The 23,664-nt window shown below is 42.4% G+C and carries 22 protein-coding genes; 10 read left to right on the top strand and 12 right to left on the bottom strand.

Translation table 11 applies throughout. The features are described 5' to 3' along the window. Nucleotides 1-114 precede the first annotated feature (114 nt). Complete coding sequence (locus AMBT_RS09605; RefSeq protein WP_013784427.1) at nt 115-3,042, bottom strand: TonB-dependent receptor; 2,928 nt, start codon at nt 3,040-3,042, stop codon at nt 115-117. 739 nt (nt 3,043-3,781) lie between these two features. Here AMBT_RS09605 and AMBT_RS09600 point away from each other — a divergent pair. The 5 genes from AMBT_RS09600 to AMBT_RS09580 all read left to right on the top strand — a co-directional run bounded on the left by AMBT_RS09600 (nt 3,782) and on the right by AMBT_RS09580 (nt 9,336). Further along, nucleotides 3,782-4,549 (top strand): SDR family NAD(P)-dependent oxidoreductase, encoded by a 768-nt coding sequence (locus AMBT_RS09600; RefSeq protein WP_041452544.1) that lies wholly within the window; start codon nt 3,782-3,784, stop codon nt 4,547-4,549. 89 nt (nt 4,550-4,638) lie between these two features. Beyond that, complete coding sequence (locus AMBT_RS09595; protein ID WP_013784425.1) at nt 4,639-5,883, top strand: Nramp family divalent metal transporter; 1,245 nt, start codon at nt 4,639-4,641, stop codon at nt 5,881-5,883. Nucleotides 5,884-5,895: 12 nt separating this feature from the next. Continuing rightward, the gene (locus AMBT_RS09590; protein ID WP_013784424.1) at nt 5,896-6,387 is read left to right on the top strand and encodes a gluconokinase; all 492 of its coding nucleotides are present in this window, start codon (nt 5,896-5,898) and stop codon (nt 6,385-6,387) included. 112 nt (nt 6,388-6,499) lie between these two features. Next, a complete protein-coding gene (locus tag AMBT_RS09585; RefSeq protein WP_013784423.1) occupies nt 6,500-8,836 on the top strand; it encodes a chondroitinase-B domain-containing protein in 2,337 nt (778 codons plus the stop codon). 200 nt (nt 8,837-9,036) lie between these two features. Next, entirely contained in the window at nt 9,037-9,336 is a 300-nt protein-coding gene (locus AMBT_RS09580) for a hypothetical protein (protein WP_013784422.1), read from the top strand. Nucleotides 9,337-9,632: 296 nt separating this feature from the next. On the opposite strand, the gene AMBT_RS09570 is transcribed toward AMBT_RS09580, so the two are convergent. The 7 genes from AMBT_RS09570 to AMBT_RS09550 form a co-directional block, all read right to left on the bottom strand. Further along, nucleotides 9,633-10,244, bottom strand: coding sequence for a DUF998 domain-containing protein (locus AMBT_RS09570; RefSeq protein ID WP_013784420.1), 612 nt, complete (start codon nt 10,242-10,244; stop codon nt 9,633-9,635). 102 nt (nt 10,245-10,346) lie between these two features. Beyond that, on the bottom strand, nt 10,347-11,207 hold the full coding sequence (locus AMBT_RS09565) for a PhzF family protein (RefSeq protein WP_013784419.1): 861 nt from the start codon (nt 11,205-11,207) through the stop codon (nt 10,347-10,349). 235 nt (nt 11,208-11,442) lie between these two features. Further along, entirely contained in the window at nt 11,443-11,916 is a 474-nt protein-coding gene (locus AMBT_RS09560; RefSeq protein WP_013784418.1) for a glutathione S-transferase family protein, read from the bottom strand. Between the two features lie 138 nt (nt 11,917-12,054). Continuing rightward, nucleotides 12,055-12,180, bottom strand: a complete 126-nt coding sequence (locus AMBT_RS23075; RefSeq protein WP_257720344.1) for a hypothetical protein — start codon at nt 12,178-12,180, stop codon at nt 12,055-12,057. A gap of 59 nt (nt 12,181-12,239) precedes the next feature. Continuing rightward, on the bottom strand, nt 12,240-12,377 hold the full coding sequence (locus tag AMBT_RS22595) for a hypothetical protein (protein ID WP_158306767.1): 138 nt from the start codon (nt 12,375-12,377) through the stop codon (nt 12,240-12,242). A 90-nt stretch (nt 12,378-12,467) separates the two neighbouring features. Continuing rightward, nucleotides 12,468-13,061 carry a rod shape-determining protein gene (locus tag AMBT_RS09555; RefSeq protein WP_013784416.1) on the bottom strand — a complete coding sequence of 198 codons (594 nt, stop codon included), beginning with the start codon at nt 13,059-13,061 and terminating at the stop codon, nt 12,468-12,470. Between the two features lie 121 nt (nt 13,062-13,182). Next, nucleotides 13,183-13,512 (bottom strand): hypothetical protein, encoded by a 330-nt coding sequence (locus AMBT_RS09550; RefSeq protein ID WP_013784415.1) that lies wholly within the window; start codon nt 13,510-13,512, stop codon nt 13,183-13,185. Between the two features lie 217 nt (nt 13,513-13,729). Between AMBT_RS09550 and AMBT_RS09545 the strand changes: the two genes are divergently transcribed. The 4 genes from AMBT_RS09545 to AMBT_RS09530 all read left to right on the top strand — a co-directional run bounded on the left by AMBT_RS09545 (nt 13,730) and on the right by AMBT_RS09530 (nt 17,311). Further along, entirely contained in the window at nt 13,730-14,134 is a 405-nt protein-coding gene (locus tag AMBT_RS09545) for a PadR family transcriptional regulator (protein ID WP_013784414.1), read from the top strand. A gap of 4 nt (nt 14,135-14,138) precedes the next feature. Beyond that, entirely contained in the window at nt 14,139-14,717 is a 579-nt protein-coding gene (locus tag AMBT_RS09540) for an HAAS signaling domain-containing protein (protein ID WP_013784413.1), read from the top strand. Further along, nucleotides 14,710-15,966 (top strand): metallophosphoesterase, encoded by a 1,257-nt coding sequence (locus AMBT_RS09535; protein ID WP_013784412.1) that lies wholly within the window; start codon nt 14,710-14,712, stop codon nt 15,964-15,966. The genes AMBT_RS09540 and AMBT_RS09535 overlap by 8 nt, the downstream gene beginning before the upstream one ends. 100 nt (nt 15,967-16,066) lie before the next feature. Beyond that, the gene (locus AMBT_RS09530; RefSeq protein ID WP_013784411.1) at nt 16,067-17,311 is read left to right on the top strand and encodes an IS4 family transposase; all 1,245 of its coding nucleotides are present in this window, start codon (nt 16,067-16,069) and stop codon (nt 17,309-17,311) included. Between the two features lie 324 nt (nt 17,312-17,635). Here AMBT_RS09530 and AMBT_RS09525 read toward each other — a convergent pair whose 3' ends face one another. The 4 genes from AMBT_RS09525 to ppnP form a co-directional block, all read right to left on the bottom strand. Next, on the bottom strand, nt 17,636-18,298 hold the full coding sequence (locus tag AMBT_RS09525) for an HAD-IB family phosphatase (protein ID WP_013784410.1): 663 nt from the start codon (nt 18,296-18,298) through the stop codon (nt 17,636-17,638). Nucleotides 18,299-18,607: 309 nt separating this feature from the next. Further along, nucleotides 18,608-18,904, bottom strand: a complete 297-nt coding sequence (locus tag AMBT_RS09515) for a hypothetical protein (RefSeq protein WP_013784408.1) — start codon at nt 18,902-18,904, stop codon at nt 18,608-18,610. Nucleotides 18,905-18,939: 35 nt separating this feature from the next. Then, complete coding sequence (locus AMBT_RS09510; RefSeq protein WP_013784407.1) at nt 18,940-19,437, bottom strand: hypothetical protein; 498 nt, start codon at nt 19,435-19,437, stop codon at nt 18,940-18,942. 542 nt (nt 19,438-19,979) lie between these two features. Next, nucleotides 19,980-20,264, bottom strand: coding sequence for a pyrimidine/purine nucleoside phosphorylase (gene ppnP, locus AMBT_RS09505; RefSeq protein ID WP_013784406.1), 285 nt, complete (start codon nt 20,262-20,264; stop codon nt 19,980-19,982). A gap of 253 nt (nt 20,265-20,517) precedes the next feature. Here ppnP and ydiJ point away from each other — a divergent pair, with 253 nt between their 5' ends. After that, nucleotides 20,518-23,604 (top strand): D-2-hydroxyglutarate dehydrogenase YdiJ, encoded by a 3,087-nt coding sequence (gene ydiJ / locus AMBT_RS09500; protein ID WP_013784405.1) that lies wholly within the window; start codon nt 20,518-20,520, stop codon nt 23,602-23,604. Nucleotides 23,605-23,664: the final 60 nt, after the last annotated feature.

Below are 23,664 nucleotides of genomic sequence, written 5' to 3'. Positions count from 1 at the left end.
GTAGCGTTTACTACGGCAAATGGTCTGGTTAAATAACTATAATTGGTGCTAGCGTAGAGTGAACGTTGCACATACTTCGCCAATGTTGCCAATAGCGAAGTATGCTACAAAGCCTTACCAACGAGCTCGTACGCCGAAGGTAAAGCGTCTATCCGACTCGCTATACTGCCAAATGCTATCAAGCTCTGTTACTTGCACGATAGGCTCACCGGTTAAGTTAACCGCGTTCGCTACAAGCGTAATATGCTCGTTTACATCGTAACTGGCCGAAAAGTCGAACTGGCCGCGAGCATCACGATAGTTATTACCCAGCGTTGGGTCAAAAAATGCTTCTTCAGGATTGGTACGGTTGTACACACCGGTGGCTAGCGCGCCAACAGGACGTACACGTTTTTCATCTTGAGTGTCTAAATACTTATCACGCCAGTTATAGGCAAGACGTATTTGGATACCCGCATTTTCCCAGTAAACCTGGCCATTGAAGGTGTGGTTAGAAATATCTAGCAGTGGGTTACCATCAGGTTGTTCACTATCGGCATAGGTATAGTTGGTGCTAACACCTAAACCAGACCACATGCCAGGAAGAAAACTAAACTGTTGTTGGTAGGCAAGTTCGATACCTGCAATTTCACCGCTTCCACCATTAACATCTGTGTCGATAACAATACCGGTTAGGCCGGCATCACGCTGAGCTTCTACATACGCTAAGTCTTGGTCGCCCGAAGCGTAATTCACATCAGCTTGGCTTACCCCTGCGGTATCCAGTAAACATACGTTAACGTACTCAGTCACGTTTTGGCCTGTTACCGTGTTGCTATCAGCCATGCAAGAGCTGCTTGCTACGGTAAACGACTCTACATCTTTATAAAATATAGCGGCAGAGACCATACCACCTTGACCAAAGTAATGTTCAGCAGATAAGTCGTACTGGGTAATACGATAGGGGTCAAGTTGGTACGAGCCTTGTGTACCGGTAACGAGTGAATTATCGACACTAATTGCAGGGCTAAGCTCGCCAAATTCTGGTCGGCGCATTACTTTGGCCGCAGCAAAACGTAAAATGGTATCGTCTGCTAACGAGTAGGTGGCATTGATGCTTGGAAGAAAATCTGAGTAATCATAGCTGCCAGTTTGATCAAACGTATTAGACGTTAAATCAGTTTGCACATACCGTGCACCGACTACCGCGGTAAGTTTGTCGAAATCTAAATGAAACTGGGTATATAACGCTTGAGTTTCTTCGCTTATTTGGGCGTAAGAGCCAGTATTTCGAACCATGTTGTCATCTAATGATCCGGTTAATTCATGGCTACTGCCATCCAGCATTTGTTTTACGCGGTCGTAAGTACCATTAATATTGTAAGCCAGCTCAGCACCATCGTAAACGTAGTAATGGGTGAGCGCGTTAGTGCCAAAAATACCAGATTGTTCAAAGGTATTACTGTGGTTTATTTCCTTAAATCCCCCAAAAGCAGAGTTAAATTCATCTACCCATGTTGGTCTTATCACACCATCATAAGACACACTGGTTTGTAAGTTTTTAAGTTCACTACCATTATTTCTTAAGTCGTAGCGGTCTAGTTCGTAATCTCTATCCGTAGTACGAATACCTGCTTTTATTTTAGTGAGGAAGCTTAAATTTGAAAAAGGCTCGATGTATTCCATGTCAAAACGAATTGCTGTTTCTTCGTTTTCTTCATAGTAACGCTGGTGGGTAAATTGGCGAATAGCCAAGTTACTTGGATCTAATAGCGCGTCCTCATCCGAAAACGCAATACCAGGTACTGCATCGCCTTCCTGGGTCATGGTAATGGTAAATAAATTTTCGGTAATAGTACCGTCTTCTTCATATTGATCGCGAGAAATAGGGCGTAAGTTAAATTCAGAATTGGTACGCAGGCTTTCAGACTTGGTATACGCCACTTCACCTGAAATTTTTAGTTTATCGGTAATAAACCATTCACCACCTAGCGCGTTGGACATCGAGTCGTTGGTGGTAAAATCGGCCCATGTTTTAGGCTGTACAAACGCACTGCCTGAGCCAAAACTTTGCAGTTGACCTTGGGCATCGCCGTAGGCGTTGTCTAACACCAAATCAGAATAGTCTTTGCTGTCGTTCAGTACAGAGTAGGCTTCTTGCCCACCGTCAAGGTCGGTAGCGTTTACGTCTAAGTAAATAAAGGCGTCGGTATCTTTTGGCGCCCATTGAAGGGACAATCCATAAGCGGTACGTTCACGCTGTTCAGTTTTTTGCTCAACGGTGTTTTGACTGCGAACTAAGTAGTTACCGCTAGGGGTATTAGCAGCGTCACTGTTGCCGTCGCCGTCTAAATCTAATTCGGTTGGGGTTACAAGATTAAAGAACTCATCACGTCTTAGTGTGCGGTCTTGATACGACATCACTACTGATGCACCAAACGTACCGGCATCACCTAGATCCCAGTTTCTTCCGGCTGCGCCTGTAAACATAGGCGCCCAGTTTTCTGCTTTGTCTGCGTACTCTCCATCTAAGGTCACGGCTACCAGAGGCTCTTCAAGCTCTAGCGGGCGTACAGTTGTCATGTTAATAGTACCGCCTAACGCACCTTCAATCATTTCTGGAGTAGGGGATTTAACCACTTCAACGGTTTTTAAGAAGCTAGAAGGAAAGTCATCAAGACTAATACCACCACGACCACTGCCTGAGGTAGAACGACCATTTAATTCAACGCGGTTTTGTGAGATACCACGAATGGTTACCGACTCACCCACACCAAAATCTCGGCTTATAGACACACCAGTGATACGCTGAAGCGCTTCAGCGATATTGTTATCTGGCAACTTACCAATATCTTCCGCCACAATCGCATCTACAATACGAGAGTCGTAACGTTTTAATCGGGCAGACTCAGCAATACTGCTAGCGATACCACGAACTTCAATCACCTCCAAAGAATCTGGGGTTTGTGTGTCCTGTTCTTCTTGCGCAAAACTTGGCAAAGAAAAACCTACAGTGGTAGCGGATAATATGGCTACCGTAAGTTTTGATAATTTGTTGTTCATTTTGCTTCTCCAAAAGCTGTTCAGCTAAGTACCTCACAAACATAAAATTATTATTAAATTCTCTTGTGAAGCGATGGCTTGTCTTATTAATCAGGCAACGTTAATTCGCACTACTATCTATTTCTCATGACACTAAACCGGTTTAGTTTTTATTAAAAAAAATTGCTCTGCAACCGGAATATTAACAATAAGGTTACATTTGCATCCCTTTTCGTCAACAAAAAATTATCCAAAAGTATCAAATTTATTCGTTTAGGCCGAAAAAAAGGTTTTTATATCCTTTTAAAATGGTGGGGTGCGGCGTTTATAAACATTTTTAGTTATCATTTTACTGTGAACTAGATAGTACGAGCGTGAAGTGAACGATGCTGGGTAAGGTTAAATGCCAATTGTCGTTTTTTACATTTAGCACTGTGGTTACAAGTTTTAATAGACTAGTCCCCTGAAATAATTAAGAATTTTTTATGTTTTGCATGTGTGATTTGTTAATTTATTGAGTGTAAAATGTATATTTCATTGGTATTTTAACGTTGACATCAATCACTTCTATGTTAGCTTGTTGGAAAAACTAAACCGGTTTTGTTCTGTTTTGTAATTAACGAATTTAACGCGGTATTGAGCATGTTTCGCAGAGATAATTGCGGGTTTTCGGTTTACGACATCATTGTATTTACGAAAATGCACAAAGCGTTATCTGTGAATTTGTTAACAGATTTTCAATTCTATAGAGGGTATTGACGTGAACACGTTAACAGGAAAAAGAGTATTGGTAACAGGCGGAGCCAGTGGTATTGGTGGTGCTATTTCTTCTGAACTTGCGGCACAAGGCGCTACCGTTTTTGTGCATTACTATAGCTCGAAGCATGCAGTTGAAGAGCTTCAGCAAGAAGTAGTGGAATCTGGTGTTGGGGAAATCATTCCGCTACAAGCCGATTTAACCAAAGAAGAGAGTGTTAACGCCTTTGCTAACGACGTTGCTAATCTAACATCTACGCTTGATATATTGGTAAACAATACCGGTGACTTGGTTGAGCGACACACCTTGAGCGATATTAAAAATGACTTTTGGGAGCAAGTGATGGCGGTAAATGTGACTTCCATGATGATGGTTACCCGTGCGCTCTTGCCCATGTTAAAACAAGCCGAAGACGGAGCATCTATTGTTAATTTGTCTTCGCTTGCAGGCCGAAAAGGCGGGCATGGCGGCTCATTAGCCTATTCCACGTCGAAAGGTGCTGTGCTTACGTTTAGTCGTTCGCTGGCAGCTGAATTAGCTGGCGATGGTATTCGCGTTAACTCGGTAACGCCAGGTTTAATTTTAGGCACACGTTTCCACGCTACCCATACCACCGATGAATCGGCGAACAAAACCATTAGTGAAATTCCGCTTAAACGGGCGGGAAATCCTCTTGATGTAGCTAGGGCGGTTGCGTTTTTTGCATCGGAATACAACGGTTTTATCACAGGCGCTACATTAGATATTAACGGTGGCGTTTACATGGCGTAATGCCTTTAGCTCACATCGTACTTCAGCCAGTTCAGTTCAAATATAAGCGGTTGAAGGGCTAAGTTCCCAAAAATGACAGAGGTAACGAGATGTCGTCGTTAATAAAAAAAATAATGGCCTTTGGGCCTGCCTTCTTTGCAATAGGGTACACCATAGGTACTGGTAGCGTTACGTCTATGATAGTAGCGGGAAGCACCTATGGCATGTCTTTACTGTGGGTGTTGTTTCTAAGTTGCTTGTTTTCAGGTGCACTTATTTATGCGTTTGGTAATTACGCCATTGTGACGGGCGAAACAGCGCTTTATAGCTTTAAAAAGCACCTCAAGTTCGGTCGGCCTATTGCCATACTCATTATTGCGGGCGTTACCTTTGGTCAGTGGAACTCTTTAATGGGCATTCTAGGTATTTCATCGAACATTATATTTGAAATGCTGGCGCTTTATTCTCCATCGTTAAACGACTACAAATACGAGTTAGTATTAGCTATTGCGGTGAGTGTCATCAGTATTATGTACGCCATCATGCTAATTGGTAAGTACTCGTTGTTTGAAAAAATTCTGGTTATGTTTGTATCCTGCATGGGTATTTCTTTTGTGTTTTCCCTATTGGTGGTGCACCCCATGCCTGCAGAAGTGGCGGCGGGTTTTGTTCCATCAATACCTGAAGTAGAAGGTGGGAAAATGATGGTGGCTGCATTTGTGGGTACAACTATGGCTGCCGCTACGTTTTTATCTCGCCCGCTGTTTATTCAAGGTAAAGGGTGGGGAATGGAAAACCAAAAACAACAAAAGAAAGATGCTTTTGTGGCGGCGTTTTTGGTGTTTGTTATTAGTGCGTCGGTAATGGCAGTAGCCCACGGGGCGTTGTTCCATGAAGGTAAAAAGATTACTCATGTACTCGACATGGTGAACGCCCTTGAGCCAATCGCGGGTAAAACTGCATTAACAGTATTTTTCTTCGGTACGTTAGCGGCGGGACTATCGTCGGTATTTCCCTGTTTACTTATTGCGCCCTTATTAATTGCCGATTACCGCTCAGGAAAGCTAGACACAAAATCTACTCAATTTAAAACTATTACCGGTATAGCGTGTTTAGTGGCGCTTATCATTCCAGTATTCGGTTTCAATCCAATAAAAGGGCAGATTCTTTCTCAAGTGTTTAACGTGTTTGTGTTGCCTTTGGTGATTATTGGCATACTCGTGGTTATCAACAAACGAGAACTAATGAAAGAACATGCGCCAGGCAAATTTTTGAATCTTATGTTGGGGCTGGCACTGTTATTCGCCATTGTGATTTCTGCCAATGGTGTGATTGCCATTGTTGAGCAGCTATAAAAGGGAGTGGCAATGATTATTGTAGTAATGGGCGTGTCAGGAACCGGAAAGTCGACGGTGGGGGGATCCTTGAGTGACCAATTAGGGTTGCCGTTTATAGACGCCGACGATTTTCACCCCGAAGTAAATAAAGCAAAAATGCAAAGTGGAACGGCGCTTACTGATGAAGATAGGTGGCCGTGGTTGCAAACTTTAGCGAGCGAGCTTGCTCGCTATGAACAACAAAAAGGTGTGGTGCTAGCGTGTTCTGCACTAAAAGAGAGTTATAGAAAGATATTAAGCGCCAATAACACGCTTCCTATCAAGTGGGTGGTGCTTACAGGCAGCTTCGAATTATTAAGTGCGAGGCTTTCGGCTAGGGTCAATCACTTCTTTGACGGCAGGTTACTGAAAACTCAGTTAGATACCCTCGAAGTGCCCGGTTACGGCATAAAAATAGACGTAGAAAAGCCCATCACAGCGGTAATTCAATGTGCTGAGGCATACGTTAATCAACAGTCTTAGTGCGTAGCCGTTGAGCATACCTTTGACATAACAATTATCTCGAACAATCCATTTATTGACACCGCCGACTTAAAGAAACCATTTTGGCGTGTCATCGAGAAGGAGTTAGATTATGAAAGACGTTTTATCACTACCAGTTAGTGCGTCGAAAGTACCGAAATTAAGCAAACAAGCTTTTACCGTATTTGCGAGTGGATCATCAGTACTTGCAGTGGGTTTAAAGCGCTGTTTCGCTGCACCTAAACTTTTCATCTTGTTCGCGCTTATATGCTTTCAAAATATCGCTTCGGCGCAAATGGTTAATGATCTTAGTGAATTTAATCAAGCTGTGGCGGCGGCACAACCCGGCGATACCATCGTTATGGCAAATGGTGAATGGCATGATGTTGAATTGGTGTTGAAAGGAAAGGGTACTGAAAATAAACCCATTACGTTAAAGTCCCAAGAGCCGGGCAAAGTGAAAATAACCGGCCTGTCTAACTTAAGTGTTTCAGGTGAATACCTTGTAATAGAAGGGCTTGTGTTTACCGATGGCCATACCCCTACGGGTGAGGTTATTGCTTTTCGTACTTCTCCAGACGAATTAGCGAGTTATTCTCGTTTAACTAACGTGGTCATTGATAATTTTAGTCACCCAGAACGCCAACTGTCTGACTTATGGCTAGCTATTTATGGTAAGCACAACCGAATCGACCACAACGCTTTCATTAACAAACGTAACCGTGGGGTAACCGTCGCGGTACGTATGAACTCTGAAGGCAGCCGTAAAAATTACCATACTATCGAGTACAACTATTTTGGCCCACGCCAAGTGCTTGGTGCTAATGGTGGTGAAACCCTGCGTATAGGGACGAGTCATTTTTCTAGAGAGTATGCGAATACGTTAGTGCAATATAACTACTTCGATAGAACGAACGGCGAGCACGAAATTATTTCTAATAAGTCGAGCGGTAATACGTTTAAAGGTAACGTGTTTTTTGAAGCGCAAGGTACCTTAACCATGCGCCACGGCCACTACACTACAGTGGAAAACAACTACTTCTTGGGTAACCGTAAACCCAATACGGGTGGTATCCGCATTATTAACGAGCACCAAACGGTAAGTAACAACTACATGTATGGCTTAACAGGGCGTCGATTCCGTGGTGCGCTAGTGATCATGAATGGCGTACCGAATTCGCCACCAAACCGCTACGACCCTGTTATTGAATCTGCCATGAACAATAACGTGGTTATTGATAGTGATTACATTCAGCTAGGAGCGGGCGCAGACGAGGAACGCTCAGCACCGCCTACTACAACTGAAATGCAAAATAATATTATTTTGGGTAAGCAAAACCTTAACCCTATTACCGTATTTAGTGATGTTTCTGGCATTTCCTTTAAAGGCAATGTGTTAAATGAAGACGCCAGTAACCCTCTTTCTTCAGGTTTTAAAAAGGTACCTTATAAGGTAAGTAAAAATAGCAACGGTTTGTGGGTGCCTGAAAAAGGTTTGCTTGAGCAGATTAATTTCGGCGAAGTAAAACTACCGGTTAACAAAAGTGAAACCGGCGCTAGTTACTACGCTAAAAATGAGAGCCACGTTGCGTTTAGAAGTGGTAACAAACTAGTCGTTAAACCCGGTATGGACACGCTTGCCACCGCCCTTGCTGATAGTAAACCTGGCGACGTATTGGTGCTTGAAAATGGCGGTGACTATTTGTTAACTCGCTTTGCACAAGTAAACCACCCAGTGACTATTATGGCCGAGGAGGGTGTTAAACCCGTTATACGCTCTGAAAAGCCAAGTTTTATAGTGATAGAAAACGGCGGCGCATTAGATGTTGAAAATTTATGGTTTGATGGAGCAGCTTCACCGGATTACAAAGGTAACAGCATCATTAGAACCAGCCGTTACTCTATGAACATTAACTATGCCTTGTCGGTTGAAAATGTGAAGGTGACCAACTTAGACATCAACGGTTATTTTTACTTTTTTAAAGCGCATCCTGGTACTTTTGCCGACTATATCGAGGTTAAAAACTCACATATGGAAAATATCACGGGTGCGGTATTGTCTTTAAATAAAGAAACCGATGACCTAGGAGTTTATAGCGTAGAAAACTTAACCTTGTCGGGCAACACGTTTAAAGACATTAAAGAAGAAGTGGTAACCATATACCGTGGTGGCTTCGATGAAAGTACCTTCGGTCCAGCGGTTATTATAACTGATAATACGATAAGTAATGTAGGCAAAGGTTCTACCCATAGAACTGGTGCTTCCATGTACTTCCATGGGGTACAGAACCTACACATCAGTGATTCAAAATGGGTAAACAGCGCCCCCGTATCGCTTTATCTAACTAATGGCGAACCGATCACTGTAATTGAAAACGTCACTATGAAAAATACGCCTAAGATACAATCGAATAGCGATAGTTTTGAAGTGAAAAATGTGACGTATTAAATTCGTTCGCGGTTATGTAAAACGCTGAATAAACGCTTAGGTAAATCATATAAACTCGGCATTTAATGCCGAGTTTTTTTATGGAGCGAACTTGGTTGGGTAGCTTAAAACCGATACTCAGTTCAGTATAAAAATAAATTCAATAGCTCAAAATGGTTACGCCTTAATGAGAGGCTAAATATAATTTGAGGAATTGAAATATGGAATTTGTAGAACTTTCACATGACGAACTTGACCAAGTTAACGGTGCATTTTTACAAGGTGCTGCAATTGGAGCTGGAGCCTACCTACTGGGATCTGCTTTTAACGGCGGTTTTTCTTGGGGCGGCCTAGCTGGAGCAACCGTTGCCGGAACTTTTACAGGCGGTTTTTCAGCATTAGCGGGAGGAGCTAGAGCGTTGGGAGTCGTTGGTAGGGGGGTAGTTGGAACGAATGGTGCTGCACTTGGCGGAGCAACTCAGCAAATTGTTGACGCCTCTATTGAAACTACGGATGAATAATTTTTTCTACTGTAAGGGGCTAGGCCCCTTAACTGGAATTTTTATGAAAAAGCTATATTTAAAATTTGTTGTAACGCATTTTGTTTTAAGCGCCATTATGTTTTGTGTTTGGTATTTGGTTGCGGGTATAGAGAATGCGAGGGAGATGACTTTCGTTATAAGTACCTTAGCGAGCTGTATAGCAGCTAAAAATCTAATGGAAGACACCTTGAAGCAAAAAAGCTGACAACAATAAGTGTTGGTTCGCGTAATGTCAGCATAACGTCTTTTGAGAAGTGTCGGCCACATGCTAGTTTTTATCCTATTGAGTAGAGCGAATAGACAAATAGCCAAAGTATTTGAAAGCCATAACTCAAACGTTGATATAGTCCAGGGTGAGTTTTAGCTTTCAGTGCACCTGATAATTTATAAGAAAAAAAGAAACAGCCCAGAATGCAATAAAACGAAAATAAGCGCAGTGCTATTGGGTAGACGCTTGAAAATATCACGACAGCGGGCGCGATAATAAATGACAGCAGCATAACTAGCCCTGACCACGTATGAATTTTACAGCTTGTTGTTGGTTTAGAGGTGTAAGGGTCGGCATCCATTGGGAAGTAGCCGCAGACCCAGGTGCATAGGCCATGAATAATCACCATTGCACCTATTATTGTAGTGGGGGTAATTGATGAGGGATTGTGCGCCGAGTCAGCCACTATTAAATAGTAGCCAAATAGGATAAATAAAAAGCCTAATGGGTAGTTGTTAATAGCGGGGGATAGTTTTTGGGTTGGGCTACCAAAAGCGCCAAGTTCACTACAGAATTGTTTGGCGTGACTATAGTTCGGGTAATATAACGACGCGATGTAAATGCCCACAACAATCCATATTGATGCGACTATCCCAGTATACGACAATAAATCGAGCATGCTTAACTCTTCCTTGAAACTTGTTCTTTGAAACGTATCACCTTGCTATATAATAATTTTGAGCAATGTAAAGTGCTTACACTTGTTATGTGGCTTATGAGTTTAAATGTCTATTTCAATCTGTTGAATTGAGCGGCCAACGCCGCCAGCCATCAAACGAGTAATACAACCATCAACCAACTGTAAATCAACACTTATCACGCTACCTGATGGGGGATGCATCAAATGGCCTTGTTCAATAAACAAAGTCGTTTCATCTATACCCTTACGGTCATGAAGGTAGCAGGCTAAAGGGCCAGCAGCCATACCGGTAGCAGCCTCTTCGTCAATGCCATAGCGTGGGGCAAACATTCTAGCGCCCGCGTGACGCCCGGGCACAGTGGTTTCACTAGAAAAAACGTAAAAACCTATTAGGTCATATTGTGCGCTTATTTTCTTGATGAGATCTTGATTGGGCTGAATTTCTGCTACTGAAGATGCATTGTGAAGAGGTACAAGTAAAAAGGCGTTCCCCGTATTCACAATTGATATTGAATGAAGCGGTACGTCGCTTGAAAGATTAAGCGCAGCGCGCACTTCTTCGGTGTTTAACACATCCGTGTAGATTGGCCGTGATTGCTCCATAAATGCCATTGAACCATCAATGATTATTTCTCTGGTTCCATCTACCGTCTCTTTCGACATCCGACCATTTTGTACTAGGCCAAGCTCACTCATTCTGCTAAACGTCGCTATGGTGGCATGACCGCAATGCGCTATTTGCTGTACGGGGGTGAAAAACTCCAGCTTTATAGTGGCAACTTCTGAGTTTGAAACAAAGGCGGTTTCAGAAAGCCCCACTTTTTGCGCCACTATAAGCTTCTGCTGTGCCGTTAAGGGGTTCGCATCTAAAACTACACCGGCGGGGTTTCCACCTATGTCACCGTCAATAAATGCATTTACTATTTCAACAGAGACTTTCATGATGAGCTCCTCTAGCAAACAATAGGACTGAATGTACTAACGTCAGACTACTAACCTCTAACACTTGAGGTTGGGCAGTTATTCCTTAAGCGCTATGAATATATCTTTATTAAGAGCCCTAATCCAATCCTTCTTGTGCCATCATGTTTTTCACCGCGTTACGGCTTAGCATGGTTTGATAGTGCGCATTTAAATGCGGCCAGTCTTGAGCTTTACTGGCATACCGACGGCTCCATTAGGCAACCATGAACAAGTGGAAGTCGGCAGCAGTAAGTTGCTCACCTACTAGCCATGGTCCATTATTGGTGAGCACTTTTTCAAGTACGCCCCAGCAATGGGTGAGCATATCATTCGCGTTATCTTTTACTTGCTGCAAATTGCTGTCGCCGCTAACGTATTGTTCAGGGTGCGCCCAGCGGTTGGCGGCCTCTTGCAGCGTAGAAGACATCCAAAATAAGTATTGATAGTACAAGCCGCGTGCACGAGAGTGTATATCAGGCGCTAGTCCAGATTCTGGGTACTGATCTATCACATACAGTAATATTGCGGCAGATTCATAAATAACTCGCCCTTCATGCACCAACGTAGGCACTTTACCGTTTGGGTTAATGGCTAAATATTCAGGCGATTTTTGCATGTTTTTAGCTAAGTCTATTTCTATTAACTCATAAGAAACGCCAAGCTCTTCAAAAATGGCGTGGGTAGCCATATTCGCGCCGCCTTTATCCCAATATAATGTATAAATAGTTGTGCCTTTTTTTTGCTGCTATAGCTAAAAATTGAAAACCTATTAGGTGTTTTTTTAAAGCTTATCATTTTCGCGAAATTTTCGACATGATGGCAGCGGCTAGAATGGGTATTTCCGACTTCTTAAGCCTGCAATATTAATTCTACCGTTTGGCATGCCGTAAATAACGAACTCACCTTGTAGTAACTGCATTTGTTTTGCTGATAACGGTAATAATGAAAACATGCCTCTTTAAATAGCAAAATGACGTAGACGATGACACCGAACTTACACTAACCCTATTACTACCAGTCGGCGCTATATTTTTTATTCGCTTCAAAAGCTTCTACTTCTAACGGCGCATTATCGTAACCGTACGCTGCTAAATCAGAATAATGCTGCGTTATTATTTTATCTAAGCTGGCATTTTCTATCTGCCGCACATGCACTAATTCATGGGCTAGCGTTCCTTTCTAATTTTCGATGTATCTAAATATTCAGACATTTTAATACTCAAGGCCTTTCAAACTGTTTTACTTGCCTAAGTACCAAACAGCTAAGATTAATATTGCAAGATAAATGGCAAAGATACCATAGCTAGCCGACGTTGAAGCCGGTGAAATATTTTGAATTGTAGGCTTATCGTCATCTTCAAGTTCATCAAAATTTACTGTTTCAAAATTTAACGGGGAGCCAGAATGAATCTTTACTGCTATTGCGCCTGCACCAATAGCTAACTCTTTAAAAGCTCGCTTTTCAATCATAGTGAGACCACCTTCGGTTTTTTCCATAGGATGGATAATGACCTTAGGTCTGGGCCGTAATATTTGGTTAGTACTTAAGTGCTTAAAAGCGTGTTGTAGTAGCTTTTCGCCTACATAGAAATCAGAAAAAAGTACTCTGGGGTGTGAGAAAGGGTTTACGGCAATTTCATCCTGTTGAAGATTTTTACTCGCTTCTTTACCAATTCCCGATATTAGTTTCTGACCTTTGTCGGTCGTCTTTATGACTACAACGGGGTAATCATCAAAGGACGTGCGCTTTGCGGTATCAGTGACTTTTAATCGATGCTCCCAAATTTGCATGTACATGATCGGTGCAAATCTAGAACGTAAATTTGACAGCATCTTAATTTCCTTAGCATGGGTGGGGCAGGGTAGATTTCAATTTTTATAATAGTTTTATTCTATATCTCTACAAGTGTTTGTGTCACTGACGTTGGGAACGACAAAATATAGTTGATAACCACTAAATAGAGACTCTCTCAGCATTTGGAAATAACAGGCAAGCTCGGTCAAACACAAGCGCAGTATGTCTTTGTGATAGGGTGATATCGATGGCATTTGAACTATGATTAAATACCGTAATAATGTTGTCGGCATGTTGAATACGCGCTGCGTTTTGTTTATTAATTCGCTTACCCTGAGACGGCCACAATCTTGCCAAGGGAGTATGAAGAATTAACACTTCATCACCAACGTCTTGCAATACATGCTTCGGATTATTTAGGCGTGGTGAGCGGAACATAAAAAAAGTAAACAGAAATATAAGCAAGGCTACTAAATAGAGATATTCCATGTGGGCACATTTTCCTTTGGTGAATAAATCCAGATTACCGCCTAATTCCCCCAAATTAAATAACAAACTAAATAACAAAGTAGATTAGCGTACTTCGCTAATTGATCAAAACCACCAACACGCTCCGCTAAAAGAGAAAAGTGTATTTTGTTTAATCACTATGCTATAAACTATACTATGTATTGCATAGTAATAAGTTTAACCTAGCTGGAAGATCATGACAGAAGCTTCAAATCCAAGTGCGAAGTGGGATGCGCAACTTCGCAAAGGCACCTTAGAGTTGGCCATACTTGCCGCAGTCGCGGGCGAAGAAAAATACGGGCTGGCGATACTTAATTACCTGCATGGTTTTGAAACCATGGTGATTAGTGAAGGCACGCTTTACCCATTGCTCGATAGGCTGAAGCGCGAAGGGGTACTGAATGCGAAATGGCATCAAGAGGGTGAAGTACGCCCACGAAAATATTACTCGCTTACCGAAAATGGTCTTGAACGGTTACATATTCTGCGCGCACGCTGGAAGCGTTCGGTAGTCGATATGGAATCGCTGCTAGCAGATTCAGCTATCGGCGAAGGTAACGGTGCAGACAACGTGACAGAAACTGGAAAAAGAAAAGGATAATGAAATGAGTGGAAGGGAACAAATTAGCAACTACCTGAAAAGCTTTAGTCGTTACTTGGCCTCGTTAAGTTCTGAAGATGCAGCAGAAGTCATTCAAGAAATTGAATCTCATATTTATGATGTTATCGATCAACAGGAAATGGCAGGAAAAAAAGCCAATATTGAAAGCATCTTGTCTGGGCTTGGTGCGCCTAGAGTACTTGCCGAAAATTACGTGAGTCATATTCAACAAGGCACACCCCCACCTAAAGGGTTTCGGCCTTTAACATCCGTCACTAAAGGCCTGTCTAAAACTTTGTATTGGGGCATGTTGGCTTTTGGTTATGGTACGGGTTTGGCACTAATTGTATTGGCATTTGCAAACTTATTGCTGCCCAACGGCATTGCCTTTTGGGTAGAAGCTGAGGGAAATTCAGTTGCTATTGGCTTTTTAAGTAACCCTATATTGGCAAGTAGCGAGGCTACTATTACAGGTTTATGGATAACGCCGGTTGCCTTGGTAAGTGCCTACGCGATTAGCCTATTAACCTATCGCATTCTGGCTTTGCTTAAACGGTTTGCTGTTGGCTATCAGTATGCTTAAGCGCGCAGCGAAACGTATAGCGAAATCAGTCGGGCATTTTCTACTTGTTTCTTTTGTATTGGCTATTATTGGTGTGGGTGTCTTAATAAGCCAGCATGGCTCTATCGATATCGGAGACGCCCCATTGGCTTATAAAGTAGGCGGGGAAGGGCCCTTTGTATTTTTTAACGATGAGACACAGATAGGCACTAATGTTACAGGCTCTGATAATGTAGGTGCTGATCTTCTAGGTACTGGCGTTGAAATTAATTACATCCGCGGAAGCCGAGAAGAAAACTTCTTCATTGAAAAACGCTCCGTGCCTTTAACAAACCAAACAGCAGAGCCCCTTAAGGTTTATTTTGCTTTAGAAGATGCCACGTTTACCTTCAATTTAAAGCCATTAGACACATTGAACACCAATACGCCGTCGGTGTATGAAAGCACTGCGCCTATTTTGGCAATGTCTGACTTAGAAGGGAATTACAAAACCTTCCGTGATTTCCTTATTACCCATAGTGTTATAAATGAAAACCTTGAATGGCAGTTTGGTGAAGGCCATTTAGTGCTAGTGGGCGACATGGTAGACAGAGGATTTTCTACTACCCAATTGCTTTGGTTCATTTATAAGCTAGAACAAGATGCCCAAAAAGCGGGTGGGGTGGTGCATTATATTATTGGCAATCACGAGCTGAAAAACCTTCAAGGCAATTTTAAATCGGCGGCCAATAAGTATATTCCCATTGCGGGCTTAATTGGCAAAAGCCAAGCCGATTTATTCAGTCACAATTCATATATAGGGCGCTGGCTTGCCAGTAAAAATACCATTGAAAAAATTAATGGCCATTTGTTTGTACATGGCGGTATTCATGAAGATATCGCGAACCTTGATTTAAGTTTGCAACAGATAAACAACAAGTCTAAAGCTTATTATCGACAAATGTATTTCCCCGGCGTGGCTGACAAGGTAACTGAATCGTTAATTTCAACCGAGACTGGACTGGCATGGTATCGAGGGTATTTCAAAGGTGACGCCAGCAATACATCTATACAGCAAACATTAGATAAATTTGATGCTCGCTCAATAACGGTAGGTCACACCTTGCAGTTTAAGGTAAATAAGCAATTTGATGGCCGCGTGTTCGCTATTGACGTGAAGCACCCTAATGACTATCGAGGAAGTTTTCCAACAAAACATTCTGAGGCGTTATTGATTGAAAGGGAAAACTTTTATCGGCTTACAGAAACCGGCGAAAGAACAGCTTTATAAGTATGTGGGGATAAAATAAGGGGGCAGAATCTGAGGTATCCCCACGAATAATATAGCGATATCAGTGAGATAAAAAAGATAGGAACATTCATGATGTTTGGTGATCAGATCAATCGCCAAAAATCACCGAGACCAAACAGCCATGAATGCTTTATCTATTGTGAACAAAGTCGTTTCGCTTGTCAGCTACAATGTGCATAAAACTCGACTAGATGCGGTAACAGCGTGCGTCAAAAGCTTGCTTATCGGAAGCGCAGCTACTGTAACGAGCATAGGTCGAGGGATTAATACTAAAGCCTTTGAAAAGCATCGGATTAAGCGTGCAGACCGTTTGCTTTCAAACCCACATTTGTTAAACGAAACACCGCTTATCTACGCATCTATCTGCCAACTATTTTGTGGCAGCACTTCACGCCCTGTTATCTCAATCGACTGGTCAGATCTAGATGACTGTAAAGCGCATTTCCTTTTACGCGCAGCAATATCTTTGAAAGGTCGGCCCATCACACTTTATCAAGAAGTGCACTGCAACAAGACTAAAGAAAAGCCAGCTACGCACAAGGCATTCTTAAAGACGCTGCATGCCATATTACCTTCCCACTGTCGGCCCATTATCGTCACCGACGCAGGGTATAAATCGCCCTGGTTTAGAGAAGTCTTAGCGCTAGGATGGGACGTTGTCGGACGCGTTCGCAAACCTCACTTTTACTCGCTCAACAACGGTAATAGTTGGCAGTGTATACGCCACCTCTACGCCCAAGCGACCTGTCGACCGAAGCGTTTTGGTAACAGCCAAATAGTAAGAAGCAACCCCTTTTCCTGTACGCTTATTCTCTTTAAACAGAAAACGAAAGGACGCCACGCTTCAAATCCAGATGGTACACGCAAGGCATCAAAGCGTTCGAAAGTTCACGCACAAGGAGCAAAAGCCCCGTGGCTGTTAGCGACATCGCTAGCACCTCATCGAAGCTTATCGAAACAAGTTGTGGCTATTTATCGCCAGCGCATGCAGATTGAAGAGGGCTTCAGAGACATGAAAAGCACCAAGTTCGGACTTGGTTATGAACAAAGCAAAACTGTGAAAAAGAGCCGCCTTAGCATATTGATATTGCTTGCGACGTTAGCGTCACTCGTGGCTATATTACTGGGTATGGTGCTCGTCTCTTCGAATAAGCATCGGCGCTTCCAAGCCAATACCGAAACCAGAAGCGTACTCTCATTCCACTACCTTGGACTCAGGGCTATTGCTTGCCGAATACGGTTCTCTATGCGGCAGTGGAAAGCTGCACTCAAATGGTACAGCTCCATCATCGAGGGGGCCTGGGCTGGAACCGTATGGAATTAAATTCGTGGGGATCCCTCAGGGACAGGACACATTTTCATTCTAAAATATCCTGTTACCTTATCAGGTTGTAACTCTGACTCGTCTGGCAGCGCTTCAGTACCACTTACCTAATAGATAACTGTGGTGAAACGCGAGCTAAGCTGGTCTTATGACTACAGCTTAAGCCCCAGTGGCGCGATTGAAAATGGCTCTGACTATTTGTGCGAACTGTTTGAATAAAGCGCTGTATTTACATAGATTGGGTCAACGTACATTGGTAATTTTCAAAGTGCTTTGACTTTCTTTACGGCTCTTTCTTCGGACTTTACTTCGCTGTTTGCGTCGCTATACCCACTTCACTATTTTCATCGATTTCCCAAAAGATTTAGTCAGCTTCGTACCGCAGTTCGGCTTTGGATTAACTATGATTTGTTGATTGCAAAGGCGTAAAAGGGGGATATCAATTGAACTATCGGAGTAACCTATAATTGTTTCGTATTCTTCAAGGTTATAGCGCATTTTGATGCGTTCAACTTTCTTAGTTGAATAACAATGAAACTTGCTGACCATACCTCCAGCGAGCCGAGTTTCTTCAGAGCAAGCGAACTCCAGCATTGGAATACACAGCTTTACAATAATACGCTTAACCATCCATTCTGATGCACCACTGACAATCACTACTCTGTCCTTATTTTGGGCATGTGAAATTAACTGTTCAATTGCGTTTTTATATATAACGGTAGCCTTATTTTCCAAATACCTATTAATAAAATGCTTGCGTAAAGTAACAATTTTTTTAGGAGACATTCCACACGTCACTAGCCACAGAAGCACAGAGAAACCAATAAACTTCGTTTTATTCAGTATCAAAAAGGGCAGGGTGAAAGGTAGCGCGAAGAAGCATAATACAAACCGAATAGGATTGCGTTGCACCATGAACTTCATATACTCGGCGCCGGTATCTTTGTTTATTATTGTTTTGTCAAAATCAAACAATATTAAATTCACGGTGCTAAATATTTCCTTAATTTGACTACATGAGTCTTGGTAGCTATTCCACAAATAATGATATTCCACCGTTTGGACAAGTATAATTTGTGAATGTGAACATGATCCATACCATTAAACTCAAAACTAATGTGATTATTCCGATACTAAGATCCATTTTTTCCTTCGTTTTTGAAACTCAATTGCAATTTCAATGGGAGTCAAAACTATTTACCTATAACGCTCAAGCTAAACGGAAAATACGGCGCGTTTTGGCCGAAGGCCAGCGAGTAATTGCCCTTACTAGCGAAGAGAAGTTTGATGCATCTGCTAGCGGACATTTCTAACATCACCTCTACCTAATTCTTTTTTTTTCAACGCGTACCAGTTTTCTTTAAAATATACCAATGAACCCATGGCTACTGCGAAAGGGATGAGCACTGGATTGTTTGATATGTAGCTAAAAGCTAATATAGGGAATGCCGAAGCGATAGCAAAGCCCAAACGTTGGTTCCTTGTATAGCGCACTTTTTTAAACTTATTTGCTTTCAATAGCACCTGCTGAACAAACAGAGCTGAAACGATAACTAGTATTATAATTACTTGATAAATGCTAATTTCTTCCATGATATCTCCTGTTGATTTGCTTGTTATATGGCAGCTTATTTAAACCACTTTCCTATGTCTTCTTCACTAGCTGATGGATGTGAAAATATACCTTCATCTAGCGCTGCAACAAAAGAGTCAGCATCTTTTGGGGTTAAACCAGTATCTGCATAATTTAACACTTTAATATTGTCGACCAATGCGAAAGGCTGTGTATTATACATTTGGTATAGCTCCATAGGTTCTGACATTCCCTTAGCCCAAGCTTTGATAAAATAAACATCTTGCTTACTGCCGTTTTCTAGGGTTATTAATCCATCTTGAACATATGCCCAGCTATCAGACTTTTGTGACAAAGAATGTAAAAATTCTTGCCCAAGAATAACCGCATTTTGTTGTGTGACAGCTTCAAAGGTTTTAATTTCTCGGTTTTCACCTAGATAGTAAATAACTAAAGGAACTAATAGCTCACCTTCTTGTAAATCACTGCCAATCAAAACACTATGTGCTAATACTAAACCTATAATTTTCCCTACTGCTTCAGATATCAACATGTACCCCTTGCCACATAACAGTTTACTAGACCCAAAATCGGTCTGTTTAAACACACTATTATGGTTTTTTTGATTTTATCTATATTTCCAGATTACCTGCTAACCCCCCAAAACAATAAAGCCGGATGGCGTTTTTTGCTCACAAATTAAAGGTACAAAAACGGTATGTTCGGGGCTGAAGGAGTATTTGACTCATTTACTTTGTATTATGGTGTAGTAAGTTTAATTTAGCTAGAAGACCATAAAAGTACTACAAATTAAGCTCTATAAATAAAAGCGCTTAGGTAAAACAAATGACAAGTGGCATTTATGGCGAAAGGTACGCTAAAAAATAGTTGTCTAACGCAGAGTGCCTAGAACGATTGTTTATTCTTCGCGTATGATTGAAGCGTTCCAAAAGGGATAGGGAATCGCTATTAGCAAATAGATAAAGCAGCAAAAAATATAGCTACAATTAACTTACCTGCATCAAATTCACCCAACGCTGTCACCTGCATTATTAACAAGTGCAGCGTTAGGTAAGCCTAAGCAATAAACTTCAGCTAGCTATAAAAACAAAGATAAGCAGTAGGTGTTTCAATTTTTACATCGAAAGAAAGGTTTGCATCAATAGTAAACTCTGTTCCCGTTTTGAAAGACTGCCAGTCGTTTGAACCTGGAAGTTTAACGGTCATTTCACCTTCCATTACTTTCATTACTTCGTGCTGACTGGTGTTGAAGGTGTACTCACCTGGCGCCATTACGCCTGAAGTACAGGGGCCATTTGCTGACTCAAATGCAATTGAACGAACCTTGTCATCAAAATAACTGTTTACTGTAAAAGACATATGCGCTTTCCTTTTATTGAAAATAGAAGAGCGAGCATTGTGCAATAATTAAAGCTGAATGGCTAACCTGTGATTTTCTAAGATATTCTCATTCGCAAAATAAGCCGGCATTAAAAAGGCATCCAGTTATATAAAGTGCAAAATTAGTCATTAAAACCACATGAAATATGTGTAATTGGCTAGAGACTCGCAAGCGCTGTGGTTATACTAGCTCACAATCGCATTTCCAGAGGTTTTACAGCAATTGAGCACAATGAGTTTGCCACGTGTGGTGCCCCAGCAGAGTCTTTTAACACATTATCAGACATATCTAGAACAGCTTGCTAGTACCGCTTTTACCGGCGATGTTGAGTACAGCTATGCCAGCCGTCTTGCTGTGGCCACCGATAATTCGGTATATCAAAAACTCCCTCAAGCTGTGGTATTTCCTAAAAGCGTTGCCGATTTGCAAGTATTAGGCAAGCTGGTTAACGACCACCCGCTAGTGAAATTCTCGGCGCGTGGCGGCGGCACAGGCACTAATGGCCAAAGTTTAACCGACGGCATTGTGGTTGACATGTCGCGTTACATGAATCAAATTTTGGAAATCAATGTTGAAGAGCAATGGGTTAAAGTACAGTCAGGCGTAGTAAAAGATGCACTGAATGACGCCCTTCGCCCCCATGGATTTTTCTTTTCCCCTGATCTTTCTACTAGTAACCGCGCTACGGTAGGTGGGATGATTAGTACCGATGCGTCGGGGCAGGGCTCGTTGGTTTACGGTAAAACCAGCGACCATGTATTGGGCTTAACTTCGGTGCTGGCTAACGGTGAAGTATTAAACACCACACCAATTAGTGTGCAAGAAGCGAAAGAAATAGCTGACACAAACGCAGATAACAGCGCCTATGTGGGTATTTTACGCCAAGTACTTGCTACTTGCGTAGATAAACGCGATGCCATTATTGAAAAATTCCCCCGTTTAAACCGCTTTTTAACCGGTTACGATTTAGAGCACGCCTATAATGAAACCGAGCAGCTTATAGATGTGAGCCGCTTGATTACCGGCGCTGAAGGCTCGTTAGCTATGGTGGCCGAAGCTAAGCTTTCTCTTACGCCCATCGCGAAACATAAAGCCTTAGTTAATATTAAGTACGATACCTTTGAATCGGCGCTTCGTCATGCTCCCGAAATGGTAAAAGCAAATGCCACGTCTGTTGAAACGGTAGACTCTAAAGTATTAAACCTAGCTAAAACCGATATTATCTGGCACTCCATTGCCAATTTAATTACCGACGTTCCACATAAGGAAATGTTGGGCTTAAATATGGTGGAGTACAACAGCAACGATGAAGAAGAAATTCGCACCCGCATTGCCGAGCTAGAAGCCAGGCTTACCGCCGCTGCTGAAACTGGCGAGGGCGGGGTAATTGGTTATCAGGTTACGTTTGATAAGGCGGATATTGGTAAAATATACGCCATGCGTAAAAAGTCTGTTGGCCTGTTGGGTAAAACCAAAGGGGTGCAAAAGCCAATCGCCTTTGCAGAAGATACTGCAGTGCCGCCTGAAAATTTGGCCGATTTCATCATGGAATTTAGGGCTCTGCTAGACAGCCATGGTTTAAAATACGGTATGTTCGGGCACGTTGATGCAGGTGTGTTACACGTACGGCCAGCTCTTGATTTATGCGATGTTGAACAAGAAAAGTTGATGCATCAAATATCAGATGAAGTAGTCGCGTTAGTGGCTAAATATGGCGGCTTAATGTGGGGCGAGCACGGTAAAGGTTATCGCAGCGAGTATGGTCCCGCCTTTTTCGGTGACATGTTATTTACCGAATTGCGTAAAATAAAAAGCGCATTTGACCCGCTTAATAAAATGAACCCAGGCAAGGTGTGTACGCCTTTAGATAGTACTGAGAGCTTGGTAAAGGTTAGCGATACGAAACGCGCAACATTCGATAGAACTATTCCACTCACGTTTAAAGAAGCTTTTGCGCCTGCCATGGAATGTAATGGTAATGGCTTGTGCTTTAACTACGACACTACGTCACCTATGTGCCCATCGAGTAAAGTGACTCGTGATAGACGCCATAGCCCGAAAGGCCGTGCGGGCCTTATTCGTGAATGGATACGTTTGCTCGCGAAAGATGGAGTAGACACTAAAACACTAAGTGCTGAACAATTCGATACGTCTTGGTGGCAGCGCTTTAGTAATAGCCGAAACAAACAAGACGATTTTTCTCACGAAGTGCTAGACGCCATGAATGGTTGCCTAGCCTGTAAGTCGTGTTCAAGCCAATGCCCGGTGAAAGTAGATGTACCTGATTTTAGGTCGAAGTTTTTATCTATTTATTACCAGCGCTACATGCGCCCAATGAAAGACCATCTTGTGGGAAACATTGAACGCATGGCGCCAATTATGGCTAAGTTCTCGCCCGTGGTTAATTTGTTTTTGAAACGAAAGTGGATGCAAAACGGTATTGAGAAAACCATTGGCTATGTAGACACGCCTATTCTATCTGAGCCTACGTTGGCGAATAGAGTAAAAGGGAAAGTGGCTACTTATAACCACGACGCGTTATCTAAGCTAAGTGCCCAAGAAAAGCAAAAGACGGTGTTGATAGTGCAAGACCCTTTCACCAGCTATTACGATGCGAGTGTGGTTGAAGATTTTGTTACCTTAGTGAATGCCCTTGGTTTTACACCGGTAATGTTACCGTTTAAACCGAATGGCAAACCAGAACATGTAAAAGGCTTTTTAGCTAAATTTGCGAAGACCGCAAAAAATACCGCAGGCTTTTTAAATGAAGTGGCGCAGCTAAACATTCCTATGGCAGGTGTAGATGCGTCTTTGGTGTTAGTTTATCGTGACGAGTACACCAAAACCTTGGGTAAAGCCCGTGGTGATTTTCATGTGTTGGCAGTGCATGAATGGCTTGAAACGGTACCCAGTGATGTGTGGCAAGCGAAAAGCAAGAATGCAAGTGAGCCTTCAGCGCAGCCTTCAAAACAGCCTTCAGCTCAGCCATTAGCACTGCTAAGTCACTGTACAGAAAAAACGGCGTTGCCCGCATCTGAAAAGCAATGGCAGGGTTTGTTTGCTAAAGTGAATCAGCCAGTTGATATTGTGGCGGTAGGCTGTTGCGGCATGGCGGGAACTTACGGCCATGAAGCCGATCAAAAAGAAAAGTCGTTAGCCATTTATGGGTTAAGTTGGGAGCAAGCGGTCAAACGTTATCCAGCAGATGCTATTCTTGCCACTGGCTATTCATGCCGAAGTCAGGTAGCGCGTATAGAGCAGTTTAAGCCGAAGCACCCTTTACAAGGTCTGTTGGCCTGTGTTTCATCATCGCAGTAGCCTAAACTCAACATCAACCGACTACGTAAAAACTAAAAATAAAACGAAATAGATTAGAGA

Source organism: Alteromonas naphthalenivorans, from assembly GCF_000213655.1.
Lineage (GTDB): Bacteria > Pseudomonadota > Gammaproteobacteria > Enterobacterales > Alteromonadaceae > Alteromonas > Alteromonas naphthalenivorans.
The sequence above is the reverse complement of the archived record's forward strand: the minus strand, read 5'-3'. Positions and strand labels throughout refer to the sequence as shown.

Excerpts from the sequence above, each read along its gene's own strand:
- AMBT_RS09605 (WP_013784427.1), bottom strand. The coding sequence starts at position 3,042 with ATGAACAACAAATTATCAAAACTTACGGTAGCCATATTATCCGCTACC.
- AMBT_RS09595 (WP_013784425.1), top strand. The coding sequence starts at position 4,639 with ATGTCGTCGTTAATAAAAAAAATAATGGCCTTTGGGCCTGCCTTCTTT.
- AMBT_RS09590 (WP_013784424.1), top strand. The coding sequence starts at position 5,896 with ATGATTATTGTAGTAATGGGCGTGTCAGGAACCGGAAAGTCGACGGTG.
- AMBT_RS09585 (WP_013784423.1), top strand. The coding sequence starts at position 6,500 with ATGAAAGACGTTTTATCACTACCAGTTAGTGCGTCGAAAGTACCGAAA.
- AMBT_RS09580 (WP_013784422.1), top strand. The coding sequence starts at position 9,037 with ATGGAATTTGTAGAACTTTCACATGACGAACTTGACCAAGTTAACGGT.
- AMBT_RS09570 (WP_013784420.1), bottom strand. The coding sequence starts at position 10,244 with ATGCTCGATTTATTGTCGTATACTGGGATAGTCGCATCAATATGGATT.
- AMBT_RS09565 (WP_013784419.1), bottom strand. The coding sequence starts at position 11,207 with ATGAAAGTCTCTGTTGAAATAGTAAATGCATTTATTGACGGTGACATA.
- AMBT_RS09560 (WP_013784418.1), bottom strand. The coding sequence starts at position 11,916 with ATGGCTACCCACGCCATTTTTGAAGAGCTTGGCGTTTCTTATGAGTTA.
- AMBT_RS23075 (WP_257720344.1), bottom strand. The coding sequence starts at position 12,180 with ATGTTTTCATTATTACCGTTATCAGCAAAACAAATGCAGTTACTACAA.
- AMBT_RS09555 (WP_013784416.1), bottom strand. The coding sequence starts at position 13,061 with ATGCTGTCAAATTTACGTTCTAGATTTGCACCGATCATGTACATGCAA.
- AMBT_RS09550 (WP_013784415.1), bottom strand. The coding sequence starts at position 13,512 with ATGGAATATCTCTATTTAGTAGCCTTGCTTATATTTCTGTTTACTTTT.
- AMBT_RS09545 (WP_013784414.1), top strand. The coding sequence starts at position 13,730 with ATGACAGAAGCTTCAAATCCAAGTGCGAAGTGGGATGCGCAACTTCGC.
- AMBT_RS09540 (WP_013784413.1), top strand. The coding sequence starts at position 14,139 with ATGAGTGGAAGGGAACAAATTAGCAACTACCTGAAAAGCTTTAGTCGT.
- AMBT_RS09535 (WP_013784412.1), top strand. The coding sequence starts at position 14,710 with ATGCTTAAGCGCGCAGCGAAACGTATAGCGAAATCAGTCGGGCATTTT.
- AMBT_RS09515 (WP_013784408.1), bottom strand. The coding sequence starts at position 18,904 with ATGGAAGAAATTAGCATTTATCAAGTAATTATAATACTAGTTATCGTT.
- AMBT_RS09510 (WP_013784407.1), bottom strand. The coding sequence starts at position 19,437 with ATGTTGATATCTGAAGCAGTAGGGAAAATTATAGGTTTAGTATTAGCA.
- ppnP (WP_013784406.1), bottom strand. The coding sequence starts at position 20,264 with ATGTCTTTTACAGTAAACAGTTATTTTGATGACAAGGTTCGTTCAATT.
- ydiJ (WP_013784405.1), top strand. The coding sequence starts at position 20,518 with ATGAGTTTGCCACGTGTGGTGCCCCAGCAGAGTCTTTTAACACATTAT.